Below are 16,466 nucleotides of genomic sequence, written 5' to 3' on the forward strand. Positions count from 1 at the left end.
TCGATGCCGATCCTGGAGCTCTGCGCCGGGTACGGCGGACTGGGACTCGCGGTCGAAGCCCTGACGGGCGACAAGGTCACTGTCGTGGCCGAAGTTCACGGGGCGGCGTGCACGGTCATGGCGCACCGCTTCCCCGACGCCCCCAACATCGGCGACGTCCGGTACCAGACGTGGGGCGCGCTCATGGACGAGGGGATCGACACCATCACGGCGGGGTTCCCCTGCCAGGACATCTCCAACGCAGGTCGACGGGAAGGCATCAAGGGTGAGCGCTCCGGCATCTGGTTCAACATCGCTGACGCCATACGGGTTCTTCGACCGCGACACGTCTTCCTGGAGAACGTCGGAGCACTCCGAAATCGGGGACAAAGCGCAGTGCTCACATCGCTTCACGACATCGGGTATGACGCGCGGTGGACGACTCTACGAGCTTCCGACATCGGGGCTCCGCATCATCGGGACCGCTGGTTCTGCGTTGCCACACCTGCCGACGCCAACGGTCGCTGACGCCTACCGCGGACCTGACTACGCCAAGCGGGACCGGAAGGGAGCGGGCGGCGACGACCTCGTGACGGCCGTGTGTCGCCTCTTCCCCCGGGAGAAAGCCGAGAAGCTTTTCAAGACTCCGACGGCCAACCTGGCGAACAACGGCAGCGCGCAGCACCCGGACAAGCGCAAGGCGGGCGGCCACGGACCGACGTTGGAGGACGAGGTTTGTTTCCTCCTGAACGTCGACCCTGACGCCGAGCTCCCCGACGACGGACCGCACTCGCCGGCCGAGTGGTGGGGCGAGTTCGCGAAGGCCGTCTACCGGTGGGAGTGCATCCGGGGAACGGCCGCTCCGGTCCCCATCGTCCGCGGCCCGCGCGGCGGGCTGAAGCTCGCACCGAAGTTCGCCGAGTGGCTCATGGGCCTGGAGCCCGGATGGGTCACCGACGTCCCCGGGCTGACACACAAGGAACAACTCGGACGCATCGGGAATGGCGTCGTCCCGCAACAGGCCTACCACGCCTTCAAGTGGCTCATGGAGCACGAAGCATTCACGGAAGAGGAGAGCGCAGATGGGTAAGGCGAGACTCACAGACTTCACGGGCGCCGAGATCCGTCCCGGCGCCGTCATTGCGTACCCGAGCCGTCAGGGCAACAGGGTGCGCAACTCGGAGGCCGTCGTCCTGGAACTCGGGAGCGACAAGTCCGCCGGCCGCGTCGTTCCGGTGCTGAAGGTCAAGCCGACCGGCAGGGACTCCGGCTTCATCGCACGTAAGACGCTCGCGATCCAGACAGTGAGCGCGGAACACGTCGTCGTCATCGGTGAGGAGACCAGCAAGTGACGGAGTTCAAGGTCGGCGACAAGGTTCGCGTCTGCGGTTCGTTCGACGGAGAGATCACCTACGGACCCTTCAAGAGCGCCTTCGAGCGCTACACCATGTACGTGGTGCGCAACGAGACAGGCAACGAGCGAGCCCAGCACGACACCGACCTGACAGCTCTCCCGAAGTTCGCCATCGGCGACCGGGTGGAGAAGCCTGCGACGGGTGTTCGCCCCGGAACGATTGTGGCTGGCCCGTTTGTCACCGAGTACGACGATGTGCCGTTCTGGGTCGTCGAGCACGACAACGGCAAGGTGTCGACCCCGCGCGAGGACGGTGACCTGAAGAGGATCGAGGAGGAGCCGGCCCGAGAGATCAAGGTCGGCGACCGGGTCAAGGTCGTCTCAGGGCGCGGCATCAGCGCATACATCGGGAAGACGGTGACGCTGACGAAGGTTGGTGCGAGCAGCCCCTACGGCCCCTACGGCTTCAAGGGGGGATTCGGCGGCGAGATCTACGCCGAGGAGGTCGAACTCATCCGCGAGGCGCCTGCGGACACCTTTGAGTACAACGGCGTGACATACGACCTGACGGCGACGTACCGCGACAAGGACGGCGACGAGTGGACGTTCAAGGGCGGTACGAGGGCGTCTGACGGCACCCCCGACGGAGCGATGAACGGCTACGCCGGCGGGACCTACTCCTACACCCTCGGCTACGCGGCTCGCCACTACGCCCCCCTGACGCGCATCTGATCAACCCCTGTGCCCCCGGCGCCCACGTGGCCCGGGGGCTTTGGGCGTAGGAGCATCGACCAGCACGAGGAGAGCACATGGCCACAGCATCCGTGACAGAGGAGATCGTGCGCACCAGCGTGGTGACGTTGGCGCTGAATCCTGACGAGGCACGCGCACTGTCGTCGCTCGTACAGCACGTTACGCCGTCGAACGGTGAGGACGGGCCGGCCCGACACGTCGAGGTCGTAGCTGAGGAGCTGCGCAGAGTTGTTCGGGATGAGCTGCCGCCCGTTCCCGGTAACCGCATCTTCAGCGCGGACGGAAACGTCACGTTTTCAGCGTACCGATTCAGCCGCTAAGCCCCCGGAGGAGAACCCATGGCACACGCACAGTACGAGACCCGCACGCGCACCGTGGAGGAGACGGTCGTCGTCCTGGAGATCAGTGAGAACGACGCGGACGAGCTGCGAGCCATCGTGGGTGCCGCTGATGGCACCCGAGCGATGGTGCGTGTTTTTCAAGCACTCGAAGCGATCGGCGCGCCGATGAAGTCGGAGACCTACGCGACGGGGTCCACCTATGAACTGAACGCGAAGTACCGCGACCGCTCGGGCGACGTCTGGGAGTTCACGGGGAAGCGCTCGCAGAGCGGCGAACCCTACGTCACCTACACCGGCTTCATGGACAACGAGGACACGATCAGCGAGATCGAGCGTGAGTGGGGTCCGCTCGTCAAGGTCACCGAGTGACCCGCCTCGTCGTCGGTCCCGGCGCCTCCCCTGCCCTCGGAGATCTCCGCCAGGCCGGCCCGGAGGACGACGTCTTCGTCCGCCCGGAAGCCGCGGAGCGGAAGGACTTCCCGAAGCTCTGGGAGGCCGTCGGTGTGGCGCTCGTGCGGGGTGCGCGGGTGTACGTGATCAACCGAGAGGAGAGCACGTGACGGGCAAGGTGTTCCGGATCCGGGCACTGTTCAAGTGGCACGGCCGGGAAGAAGTGCGCGAGCGGCTGGAGTACGACGAGCAGCGCGTCCCGCGAATCGTCAGCGGATTCAAGGCGGCCCGCGCGGAAGCCGTGGAGGTGGAGGAGCTCCACTACACGGCGGAGTACCGGTCGGATCTCTCCTGGAACGTCCCGGAGGTGGGGGAGTAATGCCCTTCTACCGCGACCGTGACGGTTCCATCTGGGTCCCGGATCACCGGGCCGACAGGCTGTTCTGCCTTCTCGATCCGACGGAGGAGGACGACTCGGCGTCGATCGGGCTCGCCATGCTGCCTGACGAGGTGAAGGCGCAGTTCGGCCCGCTCGACGAGGTGCGGGCGACGGGGTGGGAGGAGGTCTGATGGGTGCCTTCGACGGCGAAACCTACCGTGTCAGCGTCTACCGGAAGGGCGACGAGGACCCGGACAGCGTCACTACCGACGAACCGCGCGAGCTCGTCGACCGCCTCCGCCAGGACCCGGACGTGAGAGCCGTGGAGACGTACACGGCGCACTTCGTGATCGGCGCCTATCAGGACGAGTTGTCGTTCGGGAGTGTCTACGAGGAGGACGAGTGAGCGACATGTCCGCTCGGTGCGCCCCGTACCGAGCGAAGCTGAAACATCAGTCATTCGCGACGATCATTCCGGACCGTCGGCCGGAGGTGAAGCTTCACGCCGGTATCGGCCTGGCCAAGCTCGCCGTCGGCTACCAGGGGTGGAACGGGGCTCGTGGTGGAGAGATCTACGAGCTCACGGCGGAGGGCTGGGACCTCCTGTACCGAGTGGAGGCGGGGACGTCGATGGACGCTCTGCCGTGGAGGGCAGAGAAGTGAGCTACATCGACGTGCACGTCTACGACGGTGACCCGGAGGAGTACAACGCGGACGAGCCGGAGACCGTCGGAACCCGTGAGGTCGGCAACCGCAGCTTCAGGGACGGCGAGGAGCTCGAAGCGGCGGCGTACATCGTCGGCCTCCTCGCCGACGGAAGGCACTTCGACGTGCGCCGCACGGTGAACTGAGGAGACACCATGACGATGAACATCGGCGGTGAAGACTGTGAGATCTCCCCGGAGGTCTGGCGAGTCTTCGATGAGTGGTACGGCGACAAGTCGTACCGGCATGCTGACATGGTTGCGGAGCTCGAAGAGGTCGTCCGCATGAAGGTGGTCGCCGACCTCCGAGCGAAGGCCGCGAAGGACTGGCCCGGCATCGGGGTCCTCCTGGAGGACATCATCGACATCGTGAAGGACGGTGCCGAGTGACGGAACTTCCTATCCAACGCGTCGGCACAGCAGCCGACGAACTCAGCGCCCGACTCGTCCGCAGTCGGTTCGCTGACGGTCAGCCCCCAGTGCTTGTGATCTCCGGGACGACGCACACATCCGACACGAGGTCCACCGCCTCCCAGCTCGTGATCAGCGATTGGAAGGCCGCGGAGAACCTGGCTTACGAGATCCTGGAGGAAGTCAGGCGGTGGCCAAATGACTGAAGACGAAGGGCACCAGATCCGAACTGACGTCGGTTCCGCGGTTCGTCCGGGGTACGGCTGGGTTGCCATCGGTCACGGCCTGGAGGCGAAGGCGGATCTGACGGACCGGGCCGGTACCTACTGGCTCCGCCCCGTCACGGGGGACGTTCTCCGGCTGGGGACCGAAACTCACGAGGTCGTGAGAGCGGACCTCTTCGACGTCGATACGGACTACCGCTGCTACACGGTGTGGGTGTCGTGTCCGACGGAGGAGAGCGGTGCCGATGGCTAACCCGTCGAAGGCCAAGGGGACCGCGTGGGAGTCCCTGATCCTCGGCTATCTCCGCGAGCACCACAACCCCGGCGCACACCGCAACGTGCAGATGGGCGCGAAGGACATCGGCGACATCGCTGGCTACTACCTCCACGCCGTGGAGGCGAAGGCGGAGAAGACGATCACCCTCTCCGACTACATCGCTCAGGCGAACCGGGAGGCCGTCAACGCCGGTCAGCCCTTCGGCTGTGCGGTCGTCAAGCGGCGTATGAAGGGCGTCGCGGACGGCTACGTCGTGCGGGACCTGGCGACGGACGTGCGGCTCGTGAACCGGCTGCGGGTCATGGAGGAGGCACTCCAGGACGAGTCCTTCGACCGATGGTCCGACATCGACGCAGAACTCAGGGAGGCAGCATGAAGCGCCACACGTTCACGATGGTCATCACTGCGCGGGAGACGTCGCAGACGCCTGAGGAGGTCGTCGACATCCTCGTCGAATCCGGCTTCAAGCATCAGGACGCCGGCTGGTACGTCGACGGTGAGATTCACACGGAGGACGTCGAGCCCGAAGAGTAGCGCCAACCACACACGCACGGCCTCAGCCCCCGGTGACTCGGTCCCGGGGGCTTTCGGCGTAGGACCACCAACTCAAGAGGGGAGCAGCCTTGCGACTGACCGACATCCTGTCGCGTCTCGACGGCGTGGAGGAGGATCACGATGGCTACCTTGCGCTCTGCCCCGTGCACAACGATCGGAACCACCCGAGCCTGAAGCTCACGCTGAAGGAAGACGGCCGGCTTCTCATGGTCTGCCGCACGGGCTGCAACAACGCCGACATCCTGAAAGCTGCCAACCTTCCCGCGTCGGCGCTCTTCGACGTCGACGGCCAGGGCATGAAGACCGTGTCTGCGAAGACACCGGAGAGCATCGGCCCCGGAGAGATCGCCGGCCTCCGCATGTTCGTCGACGAGACGTCGGCGGCACTAGAGGACTGCCCGGAGGCCGTGGCGTATCTGGCCGACCGGTTCGGTATCACGCCGGAGCTTGCGGAGGATCTGGGAGTCGGTTACGCGGCGCCCGAACGACGTTCTCAGCCGTGGTTGTCCCGCGGATTCACGCGCTACCCCCGCATCACCGTCCCGTTGACGGGCTTCGACGGTGTGGTCCGTGGGCTCCAAGGCCGCGACATCTCGAAGAAGTGCCCCGCGCGCTGGGTCTCCCTCACGAACGTCGACGGCCGCACGTGGGCGAAGTACGGCTTTCTCAGCGCGGGCACCGGCTATGACACGGTCATCGTCACGGAGGGCCCGGGGGACGGGCTGACGTCGGTCGGCGTCGGCTACGACGCGCTCCTCATCCGCGGCGCCGGCCTGGCGAACAACGCGGCGCTCGTCACGGAGCTCGTGGCGCACCTGCGCGGCCGTGACGTCGTCCTCGCCTTCGACCCGGATGCGGCGGGGGAGCGAGGGACGAACGCGCTTGCGAAGGCGCTCATTGCCGACGGTCAGACCGTGCGACGGCTCCCCTTCCCGAACGTCGGTGAGGATCTCACCGCCTGGCGCGAGCGGACGCCGGACACCTTCGCGGAGGAGATGCACCGCGCGGTGCGGTCCGCGCCGGTCGTCGAGTTGGAGCAGCCCAAGGCGGAGACGCCCGCCCCGTCGACGGAGCCGGCAGTCTCCGCAACGGACGGCGCGCTCGCGGAGATGACGGAGTCCGCCCGCCAGGCGTTCGACGGGACCGACGTTGGCATCGCCGTGCGCCTGCGTGACTTCATGAACCGCGACGGGGGCGTTCGCTACGCCAAGGGGCTTGGCTTCCTCGTCTGGGACGGGAAGATCTGGGTTCCGGGTGACGCGAAGGTCCGGGAGGCTCTCCACCTCATGGGCGCCGAGCTCATTGCGTCGGGTGACGACTCGAATCGGAAGCTCGCACTGAAGGCACTGACGAACCGCAGCATTGACGCCGTGATCAAGGAGCTCCCGAGCGTTCCCGGTGTCCCGGCCGACGCGAGCGACTTCGACTCTCGGCCGGAGCTCCTTTCAGTGGCGAACGGGACGATCAACCTGCGTCTCGGGACGATCCACCCCCACACCCCGGCGGACATGATCACGCGACGCCTCGACGTCGCGTATGACCCGGAGGCGGAGGCGCCCCGATGGGATCGCTTCCTGACGGAGATCTTCCCGACGCACCCGGAGCTTCCCGGCTTCATGCGTCGGCTCGTCGGCTACGGGATCACCGGCAGCACGGCGGAACAGTGCTTCGTCTTCATGCATGGAGGTGGAGCCAATGGGAAGAGTGCCTTCCTCGACGCCCTCCTCTACGTCCTGCGTGGCGTCACGAAGAGCACCGAATTCAGCACGTTCGAGCAGCGGACGGCCGTGGGCCAGGCGTCGCCCGAACTGGCTGCCCTCCGCGGTGCGCGGCTCGTGACGGCGAGCGAGACGGAGAAGTACAGCCGCCTTGCTGAGGCACTCGTCAAGCAGTTGACCGGCGGGGACCCGGTGACGTGCCGGTTCCTGCATCAGAACCCCTTCACCTACGTGCCGTCGTTCCTCCTCATGGTCGCGGGCAACTACAAGCCGGCGATCCTGTCGCAGGATGTTGGCGTGTGGCGACGGGTCAAGCTCGTCCCCTTCGAGGCTGAGTTCCGCGGCGCCAAGGTGGACAAGTCGCTCCCCGCCACGCTCCGGGATGAGGCGGAGGGCATCCTCGCGTGGGCCGTTCGCGGCGCCATGGAGTGGTACGCAACGGGGCTCCAGGAACCGGGATCCGTCAGCGACGCCACACAGGACTACCGGGAGTCGGAGGACCGACTTGCCGAGTTCATCGCGGCTCGCCTCGTCGTCGAGTCCGGTGCCCGGGTGCAGCCGATGCCCGTCCGCCGCGCCTACGCGGAGTGGGCGGAGGACGCCGGCCTCAGCCGGAAGGAAGTGCTCTCCGGATGGGCACTGGGTGTGGAGCTGGAGAGCCGGGGCTTCAAGAAGGTGAAGTCCAGCGGCAAGTGGGGCTTCGTCGGCATCCGTCTGGCCACCGACGCAGAGGTGCAGAGCGCTAATCGCTTGGCGGAGCAGCCCGAGAGCGACGGTGCGGAGGAGGGCCCGAGCGGGCCCGCAGACATCTTCGGGCAGACACGAGAGGAGGCAGTAGCGTGAAGTACTTCCCTTACCGGATCGCGGGCGAAGAGACCATGACCCGTGTTCCGGAGACGCCGCGGGACCTGGACGAGTTCAAGCGCTGGGTCGAACGCAAGGCACGCGCGGGCGAGATGATCGGCGCTGACACCGAGACGACCGGGCTCGACAGTTTCTCGCCGACGTACCGCCTCCGCACAGTTCAGTTCGGCGACGCCCTCGACGCGTGGGTGATCTGTGTCGAGCTCGGTCCGGTGTTCGCGGAAGCGGCCCGGTGGGCACTCCTGACGTTGCCTCGTCTCGTCTTCCACAACGCCACCTTCGATCTCCTCGTACTGGACCGCCACCTTGGGGTCCCGCTGGCGACGCTGGGCCCCAAGGTGGTGGACTCGAAGGTTATCGCTCATCTGTTCGACCCGCGACCCCGACACGAGGGTGGGCATGGACTGAGGCTGAAGGAGCTGTGCGCGAAGGACGTCGACCCGCAGGCTCCGGATACTCAGGAAGACCTCACAGCCGTGTTCCGCTCCATCGGTGCCACGAAGGCGACGGGGTGGCGGAAGATCGACATCAACCACCCGACCTACCTCCAGTACGCCGGCCTGGACGCGATCCTCGTATCCCGGTGGCTGCCCGTCGGCGTCGAACGGCTCCACAGGGCAGGGATCCGTCAGACGCTCGTGGACTTCGAACACCGCGTGATGCTCATCTGCGCCAAGATGGAGCGGCGCGGAATGCGGGTGGATCAGGAGTACGTCCGCGATCTCGTCGGCCGTCTGGAGGAAGAGGCCGCACACCATGCGGCGCTCGCGGCGCGGTACGGCGTGACGTCGGTCAACGCTCCGAAGCAGGTTTCCGCGGCTCTGTTGGGCATGGGGGAGACGCTAACCGAGACCACTGACAGCGGGGCTCTGAAGGTCGACAAGAGCATCCTCCTGGACCTGGCCGACCTCGACACCCAGTGGCAGCCGCGCGGGACGAGGACGCCGAATCCGTTGGCTGATGCGGTCCTTCGGAGCAAGCGGGCCGGCAAGTGGTCGACGTCCTACGGCATCGCCATGCGCGACGGCCTCGACGTCGAAGGGCGGATCCACCCGAAGATCAACAGTCTTCAGGCCAGGACCGCCCGCATGTCCATCTCGGGCCCGCCGCTCCAACAGCTCCCCTCGGGCGACTGGACGATCCGACGCGCACTCATGGCGGAGCCGGGGCACCGAGTCTTCTCCGTCGACTATGCGGCCGTGGAGATGCGGGTCCTGGCGGCCCTGGCGGACGAGACGGTCATGAAGCGGGCCATCGCGGAGGGACGTGACCTCCACGGCTTCACAGCGGAGCTCATCTACGGGCCTGACTACACGAGCTTTCACCGGAAGCTCTGCAAGGGCGTCGGCTTCGGCAAGGTCTACGGAGGAGGGGCAACTACGTTGTCCCGTCAGACCGGCGCCCCGCTGTCCGACGTCAAGACAGCTATCTCCGCGTATGACCGGACGTACCGCGGGATCAAGCGCTACAGCGCGCGTCTCCAGCGTGAGGCACGCGCGGACGGATACGTCGTATGGACTCCGGTAGGCCGGCGCCTGCCGCTGGACCGGGACCGGGTGTACGCCGCGACGAACTATGCGGTCCAGTCGACAGCGCGCGACGTCCTGTGTCAGGCGCTAGTGGACATGGATGAGAAGGGACTGACCGACCAGCTGTACCTCCCGATTCACGACGAGGTGCTTGGGTCGGCCCCGGACGACATCGCGGAGGATGTGGCGCGGGAGGTCGGCGCCACGATGGCGATGGACTTCTTCGGCGTGCCCCTCGACACAGACCCGGAGGTTGGAGGCCGTAGCTGGGGGTCCCTCTACATGAAGAAGGCGGACGCGATGGTGCAGCACGATCCCTGGTACGCGGCGCACCCTGACGAGGCGGCAGCCGCCGAGGAGCGTCGACGGTGAGTGGTCTAGTGGTGGCGCAATATCGTCCCCGCGTCGTCCGGACTACACGTCGTTCCCCGCGCCCCATGCGTACCCCTCGTCGCGCTGATCTGGCGGAACTGCCTTCCCGAGACGCCATCCTGAGGCGCTGGGAGGAGCTCGAATGGTGGTCCTGCGCCTACTGTGACCGCCCGTTCGGCGAAAAGGTTGTAGCGGAGGTGGACCATATTCGTCCGCTTGCGAAGGGCGGGCGTGATGAGTGGGTGAACTTCAACCCCGCGTGCCGTGAATGCAATCGGGGCAAGGGAGACCTCGACGTCGACGATTGGATCTCCATGTCCGCAGGCCAGAGGGAAGCGGAGGGCGACCTTTCGATTACAGAGGGCCACTGATAGGCACTTACGACACGAACACACCGTCTTCACATGTCACGGTTTGGTAACGGCCTGATGGTTGACGTCTCAGTTGTGCCGATCGGCATAACTCCAGCTCAGGGGGCGAGTCGCCTTTAGCCCACTCTCGCCCCCGCTGTCACCCAGGTACCCAAACCGTGCAAATCCGCCCATTGAAGGGGTCCTTTTCGGCCCCGAGTTGATTGCTCGTGGAGGATCAGTGACCTACAGTCCAGGACACATCGACGGACAGCGAATGATCGAGCTAGCCGACTCGCTCGATCAGGATCTGGCAGACATGCGCCAGATGATCGCTGCCTACGACGACGCAGTGACCATGCCGGGCCGCGTGCCCGACGTGGATGCGGACGGAACTGGCCGGCAGGCGACGCACGGACCATCCCGCCCGACGGAGCGAATTGCGCTGGACGACCGGCGCCTTGCGCTCCTCGAAGAAGTGCACAGGGGGGCAGCCGCGCTGCCATACGCCGTAGCCACCGTGCGCGGCATCGTCGCATCCATGGACCGCGCTCTTGCCCGCTGGGAGGGGGAGGAGCCGGTTCACGACACGGGGGAGTGATCCGTGATCGTCCTGATCGGCCCGCAAAGTACTGATGACGAGAGGGGGGACCTCGAAGAGACGGCCGGGTTCCTCGGTGCCGTCCGCATGACGCCTGACGTCGACTGGGCGTTGGTGACGGGGTTTCTCGTAACCCCCGACTGGGAGCGGTGCTCCGGCGCGAGAGCCGACGTGGCCGCAGCTCGTGTCTTCGGGCTCCCCATCGAGCAACTGAACACGATCCGCTAATCGACTAGCGGAACTTCGCGGGCCCCCGTTCCACGTGGGACGGGGGCTTCGTCGTCCCCAAACAGGTTCAGGGGCACGCCAATTGAAGCATGGGCCAGAGCTTCTGGTCTTCGTGGTGTGACCCACACCACAAAACACCACCCGAACATTTCTGAGCTACCCCCACACAACTGAAGTACACGAAGCACTCACGGAAGCGAGAACGAGATGGACCGCACCCAGGTTACGGACACGCTCATCACTGCCGCTCAGGGCGGGGACCGGGATGCCATGTGGCAGATCGTCTCGGCCTATGAGGGCGTTCTCGTGTCGACCGTCCGCGCCGTGGCTTCCACCGCCACGCCGGACCAGTTCGACGATCTCCTCCAGGAGGCGCGGGCGATCCTGATCCAGCACGTCCACGCCTTTGAGGTGAAGACGACGTCCGCTCAGCTCAGCACCTTCGCCCACCGGGCCGTGCGTCGCGGCGTGGCCACGGAGTGGGTGAAGATGACGACCGGTCTGACCATCGAGCCGAGCGCCGCACTCGCCGTCCGACGCGCTCTTCACCAGACGGAGGGCGACGTCGAAGGGGCGTGGATGATCGTCGGCTCCGACCACGACCCCCGCCGTCGGATGAGCCGGGAGACCTTCGTGGCAATCCTGGAGGCCCTGGAAGGAACGGACTCGCTGGACGCTCCGGCCGGCGGGGACGAGGACGGCGGCGTCACAGTGGGCGACGCGCTCCCGGACCCGGAAGGCGACTTCACCACCGACGCGCAGCGCCGCACGCTCGCACGCTTCTTGCTCGGCCAGATCGCGAACCGGCAGGCATTCGCGCTCCGAGCGTTCTACGGCATTGGCATGTCGCAGATGGCTGACCAGGAGGCGGCACTCGACATGGGGGTATCGACCATCCGCGTGCGCACCCTGCGGGCCGACGGCATCAAGTCCGCCCGCCGAGTCGCGAACGTGCACGGCATCGCAGCGTAAGACACTCACTAACTACCGAGAGGACACCACCATGAACCGCCTCCCCTCCCTCGACGAGTACGACGTCCAGGGCGTTCGCACCGCTGAAGCCGCCCTCTGGGGCGACGACATCCGGAACGCCGTCGAGACCCTCCAGGACGCGGAGCTCCTGGACTACGCGCTCGACTGCGACTGAGAACCGCTAATCGATTAGCGGACCGCTAGACATCGACAGAGGAGAGAACATGAGCAGCGAGACCCGCTACCCGGAAGAACTCTTGGGCGAGGACAGCGACGACGGCACCATGCCGGAGAACGTCGCGACGCTGCGGGAGGCCGTTGTGGGGCACCGCATCGTGAAGGCGGAGGCCGGCGTCGAGACCACCGACCGATGGGGGCGCCGTACCACGGCACCGCTCGTCATCACGCTGGACAACGGCAAGCGCGTCGAGCTCCGCAACACCGACGACTGCTGTGCGTACACGGAGCTGGAGAGCTTCCTCCTCCACCCGGAGAAGGTCGACCACATCATCACGGGTGTTGGGACCACCGACGGGTACGACACCTGGCACATCTACGCCGACATGGGGGACGTCCTGGAACTGTCGGTCGGCTGGAGCTGCGGGAACCCGTTCTGGTACGGCTACGGCTTCGACATCAGCGTCAAGGAGCTGGACGACGAGACCCGCTAATCGATTAGCGGACCGCTAGGCATCGACACAGAGGAGAGATCATGAACGGCATCAAGCTCGGTGACCGCGTGGAGATCACGAGGTACCGGGGATACAGCACTGACGGCGACACGCTGTACGTCGGGCTGCGGGGGACCGTCGACCGCATCGACGACGGCGACAGCCTCCCCTTCCGTGTCGACACGGACGACGAGGGGCAGCTTTGGGCCGCGGAAGTCCGGAAGGTGCCCAATGACCGCGAGCACTACGTCACCCGCGCGAAGGAGCTCCTCGAAGGAACCCACGCGATGGCCGGCGACATCCTCCGCATGGCCCGCTTCCTGGCCGGTGAGGATGGGGACCGCTAATTGTTTAGCGGAACTTCCCCCAAAGGAGTTGTGCCGGTCGGCACAACTGTGTCATCCTGGAGTCACGCAAGGAACTCGCGAGACAAGGGGAAGAGTATGTGGGTTGAGGTGCACTGCGGAAGCTGCGGCGGACGCTTTGGCGGGGCGAACGAGATCGACGGATGGCGCTGCAAGGCGTGCGGGCACGAGATCGTTCCGTCCGACCTCGTGGACGCCGACGACTGGAAGCTGAACGACGGCGAGCTGTTCGTCCTCGACATGTCGCTGTAGTTCCACCACCTTCCGGGTCCCTGCCAATTGCGGTGGCGGGGACCCGGATCCCCAGAAGGAGAAGCAGTGACCACGGCACAGCTCTTGAAGGCTCGTAACTCTGGCGCCCGGATCATGGTCGGCTCAACGGAGGTCAAGTTCCGGCCTCGCAAAGACCGGGACCGCTCTCCGTGGCGCGCGGAGGGCAGCTCCATCCGCTACACGGCGCGTGAGTGCCGCGCCACCGACTAGCCGAAACGCCCTCCGGGGCGTCCGCGGGGCATGGCCTACCCGCGCTGAGGAGGCAGGCCGAAGGAGGAGAGATGGCGCACAGCTTCACCATCGAGACGTATGACCACAGCAACGGGGAGGAGCAGGAGCAGCCGTTCACCGACGTCGACGAGGCCGTAACGGAGTTCAAGCGCCTGGCGGTGCTGATGAGCGACTCATTCTCAGTGACCCTCCGTCGAGAGACGGACTGACCCACCCGCCCCGCGTAGGAAAGTCCATCCGGTACCCCCAGTACCCGGGCGCGCGGTTCGAATCCGCGGCGGGGCACTCCCAGAAAGAATCCATGCAGGGAGGCATCATGACGTCGAGGGAACTCCTCGTTGCTCAGCGGGACGGAGCGCAGATCGTCCACAACGGCGCCCCAGTCGTCTACGCACCACGGCACCCGCGCGACCGAAAGCCGTGGGTGTTCTACGACGGACGTGACGAGTTCCGATACAGCGCTGAGCAGTGCAACGCCGTTAAGGGCAGCGCGAGCCATCCGTGAGCCACAGCCCCGGGACCGTCGAGCGGTACGGCCGTCATAGGCCACCCGGGGCGCGCAGAAACAACGAGGAGGGTCCGTGATCTACAAGATGCTCGACGGCACGCGCGTCCGTGCGACGCTCGTTGCCGACGTTGTGCGGTTCGAGACGTACAGCTTCACGCCGAAGCTGGATGTCCTCAGCGTGATGTATCTCCGCGGCGAACGTGCAGAGGAGCGGCTCTCGTGGCTCCGCGCACTAGACGCCATTCGCTTCGGCCGGGAGTACGGCATGCGTGGCCGGCAGGTGACCCTGTGAGCTTCTACATGCTCCCCGTGCGCGACGTCCAGGCCGGCGACGTCGTGGCGATCGCGTCGGAGAACGCACGCCCGGGGGACTCTGACGTCTTCCGCCTCCGGGCCGTGCCCGACGGGTCAGGCGGCGTGCGGTGAGGCGCGGGGAGCGGCAGGAGTGGCGCCAGGAAGCCCGCCCGTTCAAGGTCCGCTAATCGATTAGCGAATCTCTTGGCTCAGGTGTTGTGCCGGTCGGCACAACTATGTCATCCTGGAGTCACACCGAGAGGGACTAGCGGAAGGAATGCTCGATGAAGGCCTACAAGATCCTCGGCACCACGGACGACGTCACCACCTGCGAGCTCTGCGGCCGCGACGAGCTGAAGGGCACCGTCACCCTCTGCCCTCTCGACGTCGACGGCAACGAGGACGGCGACGCGGTGTACTTCGGTGTCTCCTGCGCCGCTAAGGCGGCCGGTTGGACGCAGCGTGAGGTGCGCGCCGGCGTTAAGGCCGCAGACACCGCCAAGCGGGAGGCGGAGCGGGCGGAGCGCGACGCCGCATGGTCCGCGCGTCGCGAATGGCTCGCTGCCTGGTACCTGGAGCACTACGGGACGTCGGACCTCCATGAGGCTGCGAAGCTCGCGGGCATGTCGACGGTCCGCCTCTCCGGTGAGGCTATTAGCGCGTACTGCGAGATGGAGCGCGCAACTGAGGCTGCGGCCGTAGTGCAGGAGCAGCCGGCGGAGGAGCTGAAGCCGGTCGCCGTCGACGCTTCCACGGAGTCCCGTTCGACCACCCTCCGCGTCGGTGACGTGGAGCGCGTTATCCGAACCGTGATGGCCGGGCGTGTCAACACCACGAAGCGGCTGGAGACGTCGCACACTGCGGCCGTGAAGGCGGCGCTCGTGGAGATGCGCCGGGCGAACCTGGATACCTACGAGCGCGCCGCGACAGCTGCCGAGGCGGTGGCGGCACGTGTGGGTTGCGGGTGGATGAACAAGGAGGAAGCGAAGCGCGCTCGCGGCATCGTCCGCCGCGCGGAGCGGGGAACGCTCCACTCCCACACGTCCCCGTGGGCCTCGAACCTGAAGCCCCTCCCGAAGGTCCGGTTCACCGACGAGATTCCCGCCTACCTCGTGGAGGTCGAGTCGGGCCACTACGCGACGGCTGAGGCGGCCGAACAGCTCGCCCTGATCTGACCCCATGGAGCCCCTGTCAATTGCGGAGACAGGGGCTCCACCCGATTCAAGAAACACTCACGAAGGAGCATACTATGGGCCCCGCCAACACCCTCCGCGAGCTCACCGTCCCCGTCATCGACGTCCGCGCCGGCGACGTCTTCACTCGCCACCGCCGGGAGTGGACGGCACGCCACGACGCCCACAAGCGCGGTCAGTTCACCGTGTCCATCGAGACCGTGGGCGGGGGAGTGGTCTACGCGTCCGTGAACGCCACAATCACCGTCACGCGCAACATGGAGGGGATCCGGTGCAGCGCCGATTCCGAGTGACCCTGGAGGGCTCCCCGGGCCGGCTCGTAACCGAAGAGACCGGCCACCGCATCCTTCGCACGGCCCGCGTCTGCGGGTGGACGAGGACGCAGGTCCCGCGCGGCTACGTCGTCACGCTCCCGTCGGGCGGGTTGCTCGCGGTGCTGCGGGAGGATCGTCAAACGATTAGCGATTCCCTTGCGTCGAGTGTTGTGCCGGTCGGCACAACTGTGTCATCCTGAGGTCGCACCGAGAGGGACTATCGAAGGAGCAGAAGATGCGCAGCGACCAGGCCGCCGAGTTTGTCGCCACCCGCCCCTACGAGGACAAGCGCGAGATGGACCACGCGCTCTACGCTCACGCCCGCCGCGTCATGCGGGCCCGTCAGACGGACCCGAACGGCGAGCTTGCCGCTCAGCCGGTACTCACCACGTCGGGCATGACCGTCATGTCCGCGGAGGCGGCGGAGTGCGGCATCGGCACCCACACCGTCGGTGCCGTGTTCCACGCGACGGCAGAGACGCACCGCATCGAGACCCGCAACGGAGAGCCGTGCGCGAACGCGTGGCTGTGTGTCCGCCACTGGAGCCGCTTCGCCCGCGTGGACGGCGAGCCTGCCGGTCTCCCGGTCGCCGAGATTCGGTTCGGCCGCGCGTAA

The 16,466-nt window shown here is 66.4% G+C and carries 30 protein-coding genes and 1 other RNA gene; all 31 read left to right on the forward strand.

Features of this window, described 5'->3' with window-relative positions:
* Positions 1-3 precede the first annotated feature (3 nt).
* Positions 4-507 (forward strand): DNA cytosine methyltransferase, encoded by a 504-nt coding sequence (locus AB5J54_RS30335; protein ID WP_369147079.1) that lies wholly within the window; start codon positions 4-6, stop codon positions 505-507.
* The gene (locus AB5J54_RS30340) at positions 476-1,069 is read left to right on the forward strand and encodes a DNA (cytosine-5-)-methyltransferase (RefSeq protein ID WP_369147080.1); all 594 of its coding nucleotides are present in this window, start codon (positions 476-478) and stop codon (positions 1,067-1,069) included. Before AB5J54_RS30335 ends, AB5J54_RS30340 begins: the two co-directional genes overlap by 32 nt.
* Positions 1,062-1,331 carry a hypothetical protein gene (locus tag AB5J54_RS30345; RefSeq protein ID WP_369147081.1) on the forward strand — a complete coding sequence of 90 codons (270 nt, stop codon included), beginning with the start codon at positions 1,062-1,064 and terminating at the stop codon, positions 1,329-1,331. Before AB5J54_RS30340 ends, AB5J54_RS30345 begins: the two co-directional genes overlap by 8 nt.
* A complete protein-coding gene (locus AB5J54_RS30350) occupies positions 1,328-2,065 on the forward strand; it encodes a phiSA1p31-related protein (protein ID WP_369147082.1) in 738 nt (245 codons plus the stop codon). Before AB5J54_RS30345 ends, AB5J54_RS30350 begins: the two co-directional genes overlap by 4 nt.
* A 77-nt stretch (positions 2,066-2,142) precedes the next feature.
* On the forward strand, positions 2,143-2,406 hold the full coding sequence (locus AB5J54_RS30355) for a hypothetical protein (RefSeq protein WP_369147083.1): 264 nt from the start codon (positions 2,143-2,145) through the stop codon (positions 2,404-2,406).
* A gap of 18 nt (positions 2,407-2,424) precedes the next feature.
* A complete protein-coding gene (locus AB5J54_RS30360) occupies positions 2,425-2,796 on the forward strand; it encodes a phiSA1p31-related protein (protein ID WP_369147084.1) in 372 nt (123 codons plus the stop codon).
* Positions 2,793-2,987: a hypothetical protein gene (locus AB5J54_RS30365; protein ID WP_369147085.1), complete on the forward strand. Its 195-nt coding sequence runs from the start codon at positions 2,793-2,795 to the stop codon at positions 2,985-2,987. The genes AB5J54_RS30360 and AB5J54_RS30365 overlap by 4 nt, the downstream gene beginning before the upstream one ends.
* Positions 2,984-3,196 carry a hypothetical protein gene (locus AB5J54_RS30370; RefSeq protein ID WP_369147086.1) on the forward strand — a complete coding sequence of 71 codons (213 nt, stop codon included), beginning with the start codon at positions 2,984-2,986 and terminating at the stop codon, positions 3,194-3,196. The genes AB5J54_RS30365 and AB5J54_RS30370 overlap by 4 nt, the downstream gene beginning before the upstream one ends.
* Positions 3,196-3,387 carry a hypothetical protein gene (locus tag AB5J54_RS30375; protein WP_369147087.1) on the forward strand — a complete coding sequence of 64 codons (192 nt, stop codon included), beginning with the start codon at positions 3,196-3,198 and terminating at the stop codon, positions 3,385-3,387. Before AB5J54_RS30370 ends, AB5J54_RS30375 begins: the two co-directional genes overlap by 1 nt.
* Complete coding sequence (locus AB5J54_RS30380; RefSeq protein WP_369147088.1) at positions 3,387-3,602, forward strand: hypothetical protein; 216 nt, start codon at positions 3,387-3,389, stop codon at positions 3,600-3,602. Before AB5J54_RS30375 ends, AB5J54_RS30380 begins: the two co-directional genes overlap by 1 nt.
* Entirely contained in the window at positions 3,599-3,859 is a 261-nt protein-coding gene (locus tag AB5J54_RS30385) for a hypothetical protein (protein WP_369147089.1), read from the forward strand. Before AB5J54_RS30380 ends, AB5J54_RS30385 begins: the two co-directional genes overlap by 4 nt.
* Entirely contained in the window at positions 3,856-4,047 is a 192-nt protein-coding gene (locus AB5J54_RS30390) for a hypothetical protein (RefSeq protein ID WP_369147090.1), read from the forward strand. The genes AB5J54_RS30385 and AB5J54_RS30390 overlap by 4 nt, the downstream gene beginning before the upstream one ends.
* A gap of 9 nt (positions 4,048-4,056) precedes the next feature.
* Positions 4,057-4,290, forward strand: a complete 234-nt coding sequence (locus AB5J54_RS30395; RefSeq protein WP_369147091.1) for a hypothetical protein — start codon at positions 4,057-4,059, stop codon at positions 4,288-4,290.
* Between the two features lie 490 nt (positions 4,291-4,780).
* Complete coding sequence (locus tag AB5J54_RS30400; RefSeq protein WP_369147092.1) at positions 4,781-5,188, forward strand: hypothetical protein; 408 nt, start codon at positions 4,781-4,783, stop codon at positions 5,186-5,188.
* Positions 5,185-5,346 (forward strand): hypothetical protein, encoded by a 162-nt coding sequence (locus AB5J54_RS30405; protein ID WP_369147093.1) that lies wholly within the window; start codon positions 5,185-5,187, stop codon positions 5,344-5,346. The genes AB5J54_RS30400 and AB5J54_RS30405 overlap by 4 nt, the downstream gene beginning before the upstream one ends.
* Positions 5,347-5,435: 89 nt before the next feature.
* A complete protein-coding gene (locus AB5J54_RS30410; protein WP_369147094.1) occupies positions 5,436-7,928 on the forward strand; it encodes a phage/plasmid primase, P4 family in 2,493 nt (830 codons plus the stop codon).
* A complete protein-coding gene (locus AB5J54_RS30415) occupies positions 7,925-9,850 on the forward strand; it encodes a DNA polymerase (RefSeq protein WP_369147095.1) in 1,926 nt (641 codons plus the stop codon). Before AB5J54_RS30410 ends, AB5J54_RS30415 begins: the two co-directional genes overlap by 4 nt.
* Positions 9,851-9,915: 65 nt before the next feature.
* On the forward strand, positions 9,916-10,221 hold the full coding sequence (locus AB5J54_RS30420; protein WP_369147096.1) for an HNH endonuclease: 306 nt from the start codon (positions 9,916-9,918) through the stop codon (positions 10,219-10,221).
* Between the two features lie 256 nt (positions 10,222-10,477).
* Complete coding sequence (locus AB5J54_RS30425; RefSeq protein ID WP_369147097.1) at positions 10,478-10,801, forward strand: hypothetical protein; 324 nt, start codon at positions 10,478-10,480, stop codon at positions 10,799-10,801.
* 3 nt (positions 10,802-10,804) lie between these two features.
* Positions 10,805-11,029: a hypothetical protein gene (locus AB5J54_RS30430; RefSeq protein ID WP_369147098.1), complete on the forward strand. Its 225-nt coding sequence runs from the start codon at positions 10,805-10,807 to the stop codon at positions 11,027-11,029.
* 207 nt (positions 11,030-11,236) lie between these two features.
* Entirely contained in the window at positions 11,237-12,001 is a 765-nt protein-coding gene (locus tag AB5J54_RS30435; RefSeq protein WP_369147099.1) for an RNA polymerase sigma factor, read from the forward strand.
* A gap of 31 nt (positions 12,002-12,032) precedes the next feature.
* Entirely contained in the window at positions 12,033-12,176 is a 144-nt protein-coding gene (locus AB5J54_RS30440) for a hypothetical protein (RefSeq protein WP_369147100.1), read from the forward strand.
* A 49-nt stretch (positions 12,177-12,225) separates the two neighbouring features.
* Complete coding sequence (locus AB5J54_RS30445; protein WP_369147101.1) at positions 12,226-12,672, forward strand: hypothetical protein; 447 nt, start codon at positions 12,226-12,228, stop codon at positions 12,670-12,672.
* A 41-nt stretch (positions 12,673-12,713) separates the two neighbouring features.
* Positions 12,714-13,019, forward strand: coding sequence for a hypothetical protein (locus tag AB5J54_RS30450; RefSeq protein WP_369147102.1), 306 nt, complete (start codon positions 12,714-12,716; stop codon positions 13,017-13,019).
* Between the two features lie 96 nt (positions 13,020-13,115).
* Entirely contained in the window at positions 13,116-13,289 is a 174-nt protein-coding gene (locus AB5J54_RS30455) for a hypothetical protein (RefSeq protein ID WP_369147103.1), read from the forward strand.
* Between the two features lie 229 nt (positions 13,290-13,518).
* Positions 13,519-13,582, forward strand: an RNA gene (locus AB5J54_RS30460) — hammerhead ribozyme type II.
* 9 nt (positions 13,583-13,591) lie between these two features.
* Positions 13,592-13,750, forward strand: a complete 159-nt coding sequence (locus tag AB5J54_RS30465) for a hypothetical protein (RefSeq protein ID WP_369147104.1) — start codon at positions 13,592-13,594, stop codon at positions 13,748-13,750.
* A gap of 372 nt (positions 13,751-14,122) precedes the next feature.
* Positions 14,123-14,341, forward strand: coding sequence for a hypothetical protein (locus AB5J54_RS30470; RefSeq protein ID WP_369147105.1), 219 nt, complete (start codon positions 14,123-14,125; stop codon positions 14,339-14,341).
* Positions 14,342-14,627: 286 nt separating this feature from the next.
* Positions 14,628-15,518, forward strand: a complete 891-nt coding sequence (locus AB5J54_RS30475) for a hypothetical protein (RefSeq protein ID WP_369147106.1) — start codon at positions 14,628-14,630, stop codon at positions 15,516-15,518.
* Between the two features lie 74 nt (positions 15,519-15,592).
* Positions 15,593-15,829, forward strand: coding sequence for a hypothetical protein (locus AB5J54_RS30480; protein ID WP_369147107.1), 237 nt, complete (start codon positions 15,593-15,595; stop codon positions 15,827-15,829).
* A gap of 256 nt (positions 15,830-16,085) precedes the next feature.
* Positions 16,086-16,466, forward strand: a complete 381-nt coding sequence (locus AB5J54_RS30485) for a hypothetical protein (RefSeq protein ID WP_369147108.1) — start codon at positions 16,086-16,088, stop codon at positions 16,464-16,466.

It is taken from the genome of Streptomyces sp. R44 (assembly GCF_041053105.1).
In the GTDB taxonomy this organism is placed as follows: domain Bacteria; phylum Actinomycetota; class Actinomycetes; order Streptomycetales; family Streptomycetaceae; genus Streptomyces.

Excerpts from the sequence above, each read along its gene's own strand:
- AB5J54_RS30380 (WP_369147088.1), top strand. The coding sequence starts at position 3,387 with ATGGGTGCCTTCGACGGCGAAACCTACCGTGTCAGCGTCTACCGGAAG.
- AB5J54_RS30450 (WP_369147102.1), top strand. The coding sequence starts at position 12,714 with ATGAACGGCATCAAGCTCGGTGACCGCGTGGAGATCACGAGGTACCGG.
- AB5J54_RS30355 (WP_369147083.1), top strand. The coding sequence starts at position 2,143 with ATGGCCACAGCATCCGTGACAGAGGAGATCGTGCGCACCAGCGTGGTG.
- AB5J54_RS30360 (WP_369147084.1), top strand. The coding sequence starts at position 2,425 with ATGGCACACGCACAGTACGAGACCCGCACGCGCACCGTGGAGGAGACG.
- AB5J54_RS30445 (WP_369147101.1), top strand. The coding sequence starts at position 12,226 with ATGAGCAGCGAGACCCGCTACCCGGAAGAACTCTTGGGCGAGGACAGC.
- AB5J54_RS30345 (WP_369147081.1), top strand. The coding sequence starts at position 1,062 with ATGGGTAAGGCGAGACTCACAGACTTCACGGGCGCCGAGATCCGTCCC.
- AB5J54_RS30435 (WP_369147099.1), top strand. The coding sequence starts at position 11,237 with ATGGACCGCACCCAGGTTACGGACACGCTCATCACTGCCGCTCAGGGC.
- AB5J54_RS30400 (WP_369147092.1), top strand. The coding sequence starts at position 4,781 with ATGGCTAACCCGTCGAAGGCCAAGGGGACCGCGTGGGAGTCCCTGATC.
- AB5J54_RS30480 (WP_369147107.1), top strand. The coding sequence starts at position 15,593 with ATGGGCCCCGCCAACACCCTCCGCGAGCTCACCGTCCCCGTCATCGAC.
- AB5J54_RS30475 (WP_369147106.1), top strand. The coding sequence starts at position 14,628 with ATGAAGGCCTACAAGATCCTCGGCACCACGGACGACGTCACCACCTGC.
- AB5J54_RS30335 (WP_369147079.1), top strand. The coding sequence starts at position 4 with ATGCCGATCCTGGAGCTCTGCGCCGGGTACGGCGGACTGGGACTCGCG.
- AB5J54_RS30420 (WP_369147096.1), top strand. The coding sequence starts at position 9,916 with ATGCGTACCCCTCGTCGCGCTGATCTGGCGGAACTGCCTTCCCGAGAC.
- AB5J54_RS30375 (WP_369147087.1), top strand. The coding sequence starts at position 3,196 with ATGCCCTTCTACCGCGACCGTGACGGTTCCATCTGGGTCCCGGATCAC.
- AB5J54_RS30440 (WP_369147100.1), top strand. The coding sequence starts at position 12,033 with ATGAACCGCCTCCCCTCCCTCGACGAGTACGACGTCCAGGGCGTTCGC.
- AB5J54_RS30425 (WP_369147097.1), top strand. The coding sequence starts at position 10,478 with ATGATCGAGCTAGCCGACTCGCTCGATCAGGATCTGGCAGACATGCGC.
- AB5J54_RS30455 (WP_369147103.1), top strand. The coding sequence starts at position 13,116 with ATGTGGGTTGAGGTGCACTGCGGAAGCTGCGGCGGACGCTTTGGCGGG.
- AB5J54_RS30465 (WP_369147104.1), top strand. The coding sequence starts at position 13,592 with ATGGCGCACAGCTTCACCATCGAGACGTATGACCACAGCAACGGGGAG.
- AB5J54_RS30405 (WP_369147093.1), top strand. The coding sequence starts at position 5,185 with ATGAAGCGCCACACGTTCACGATGGTCATCACTGCGCGGGAGACGTCG.
- AB5J54_RS30395 (WP_369147091.1), top strand. The coding sequence starts at position 4,057 with ATGACGATGAACATCGGCGGTGAAGACTGTGAGATCTCCCCGGAGGTC.
- AB5J54_RS30485 (WP_369147108.1), top strand. The coding sequence starts at position 16,086 with ATGCGCAGCGACCAGGCCGCCGAGTTTGTCGCCACCCGCCCCTACGAG.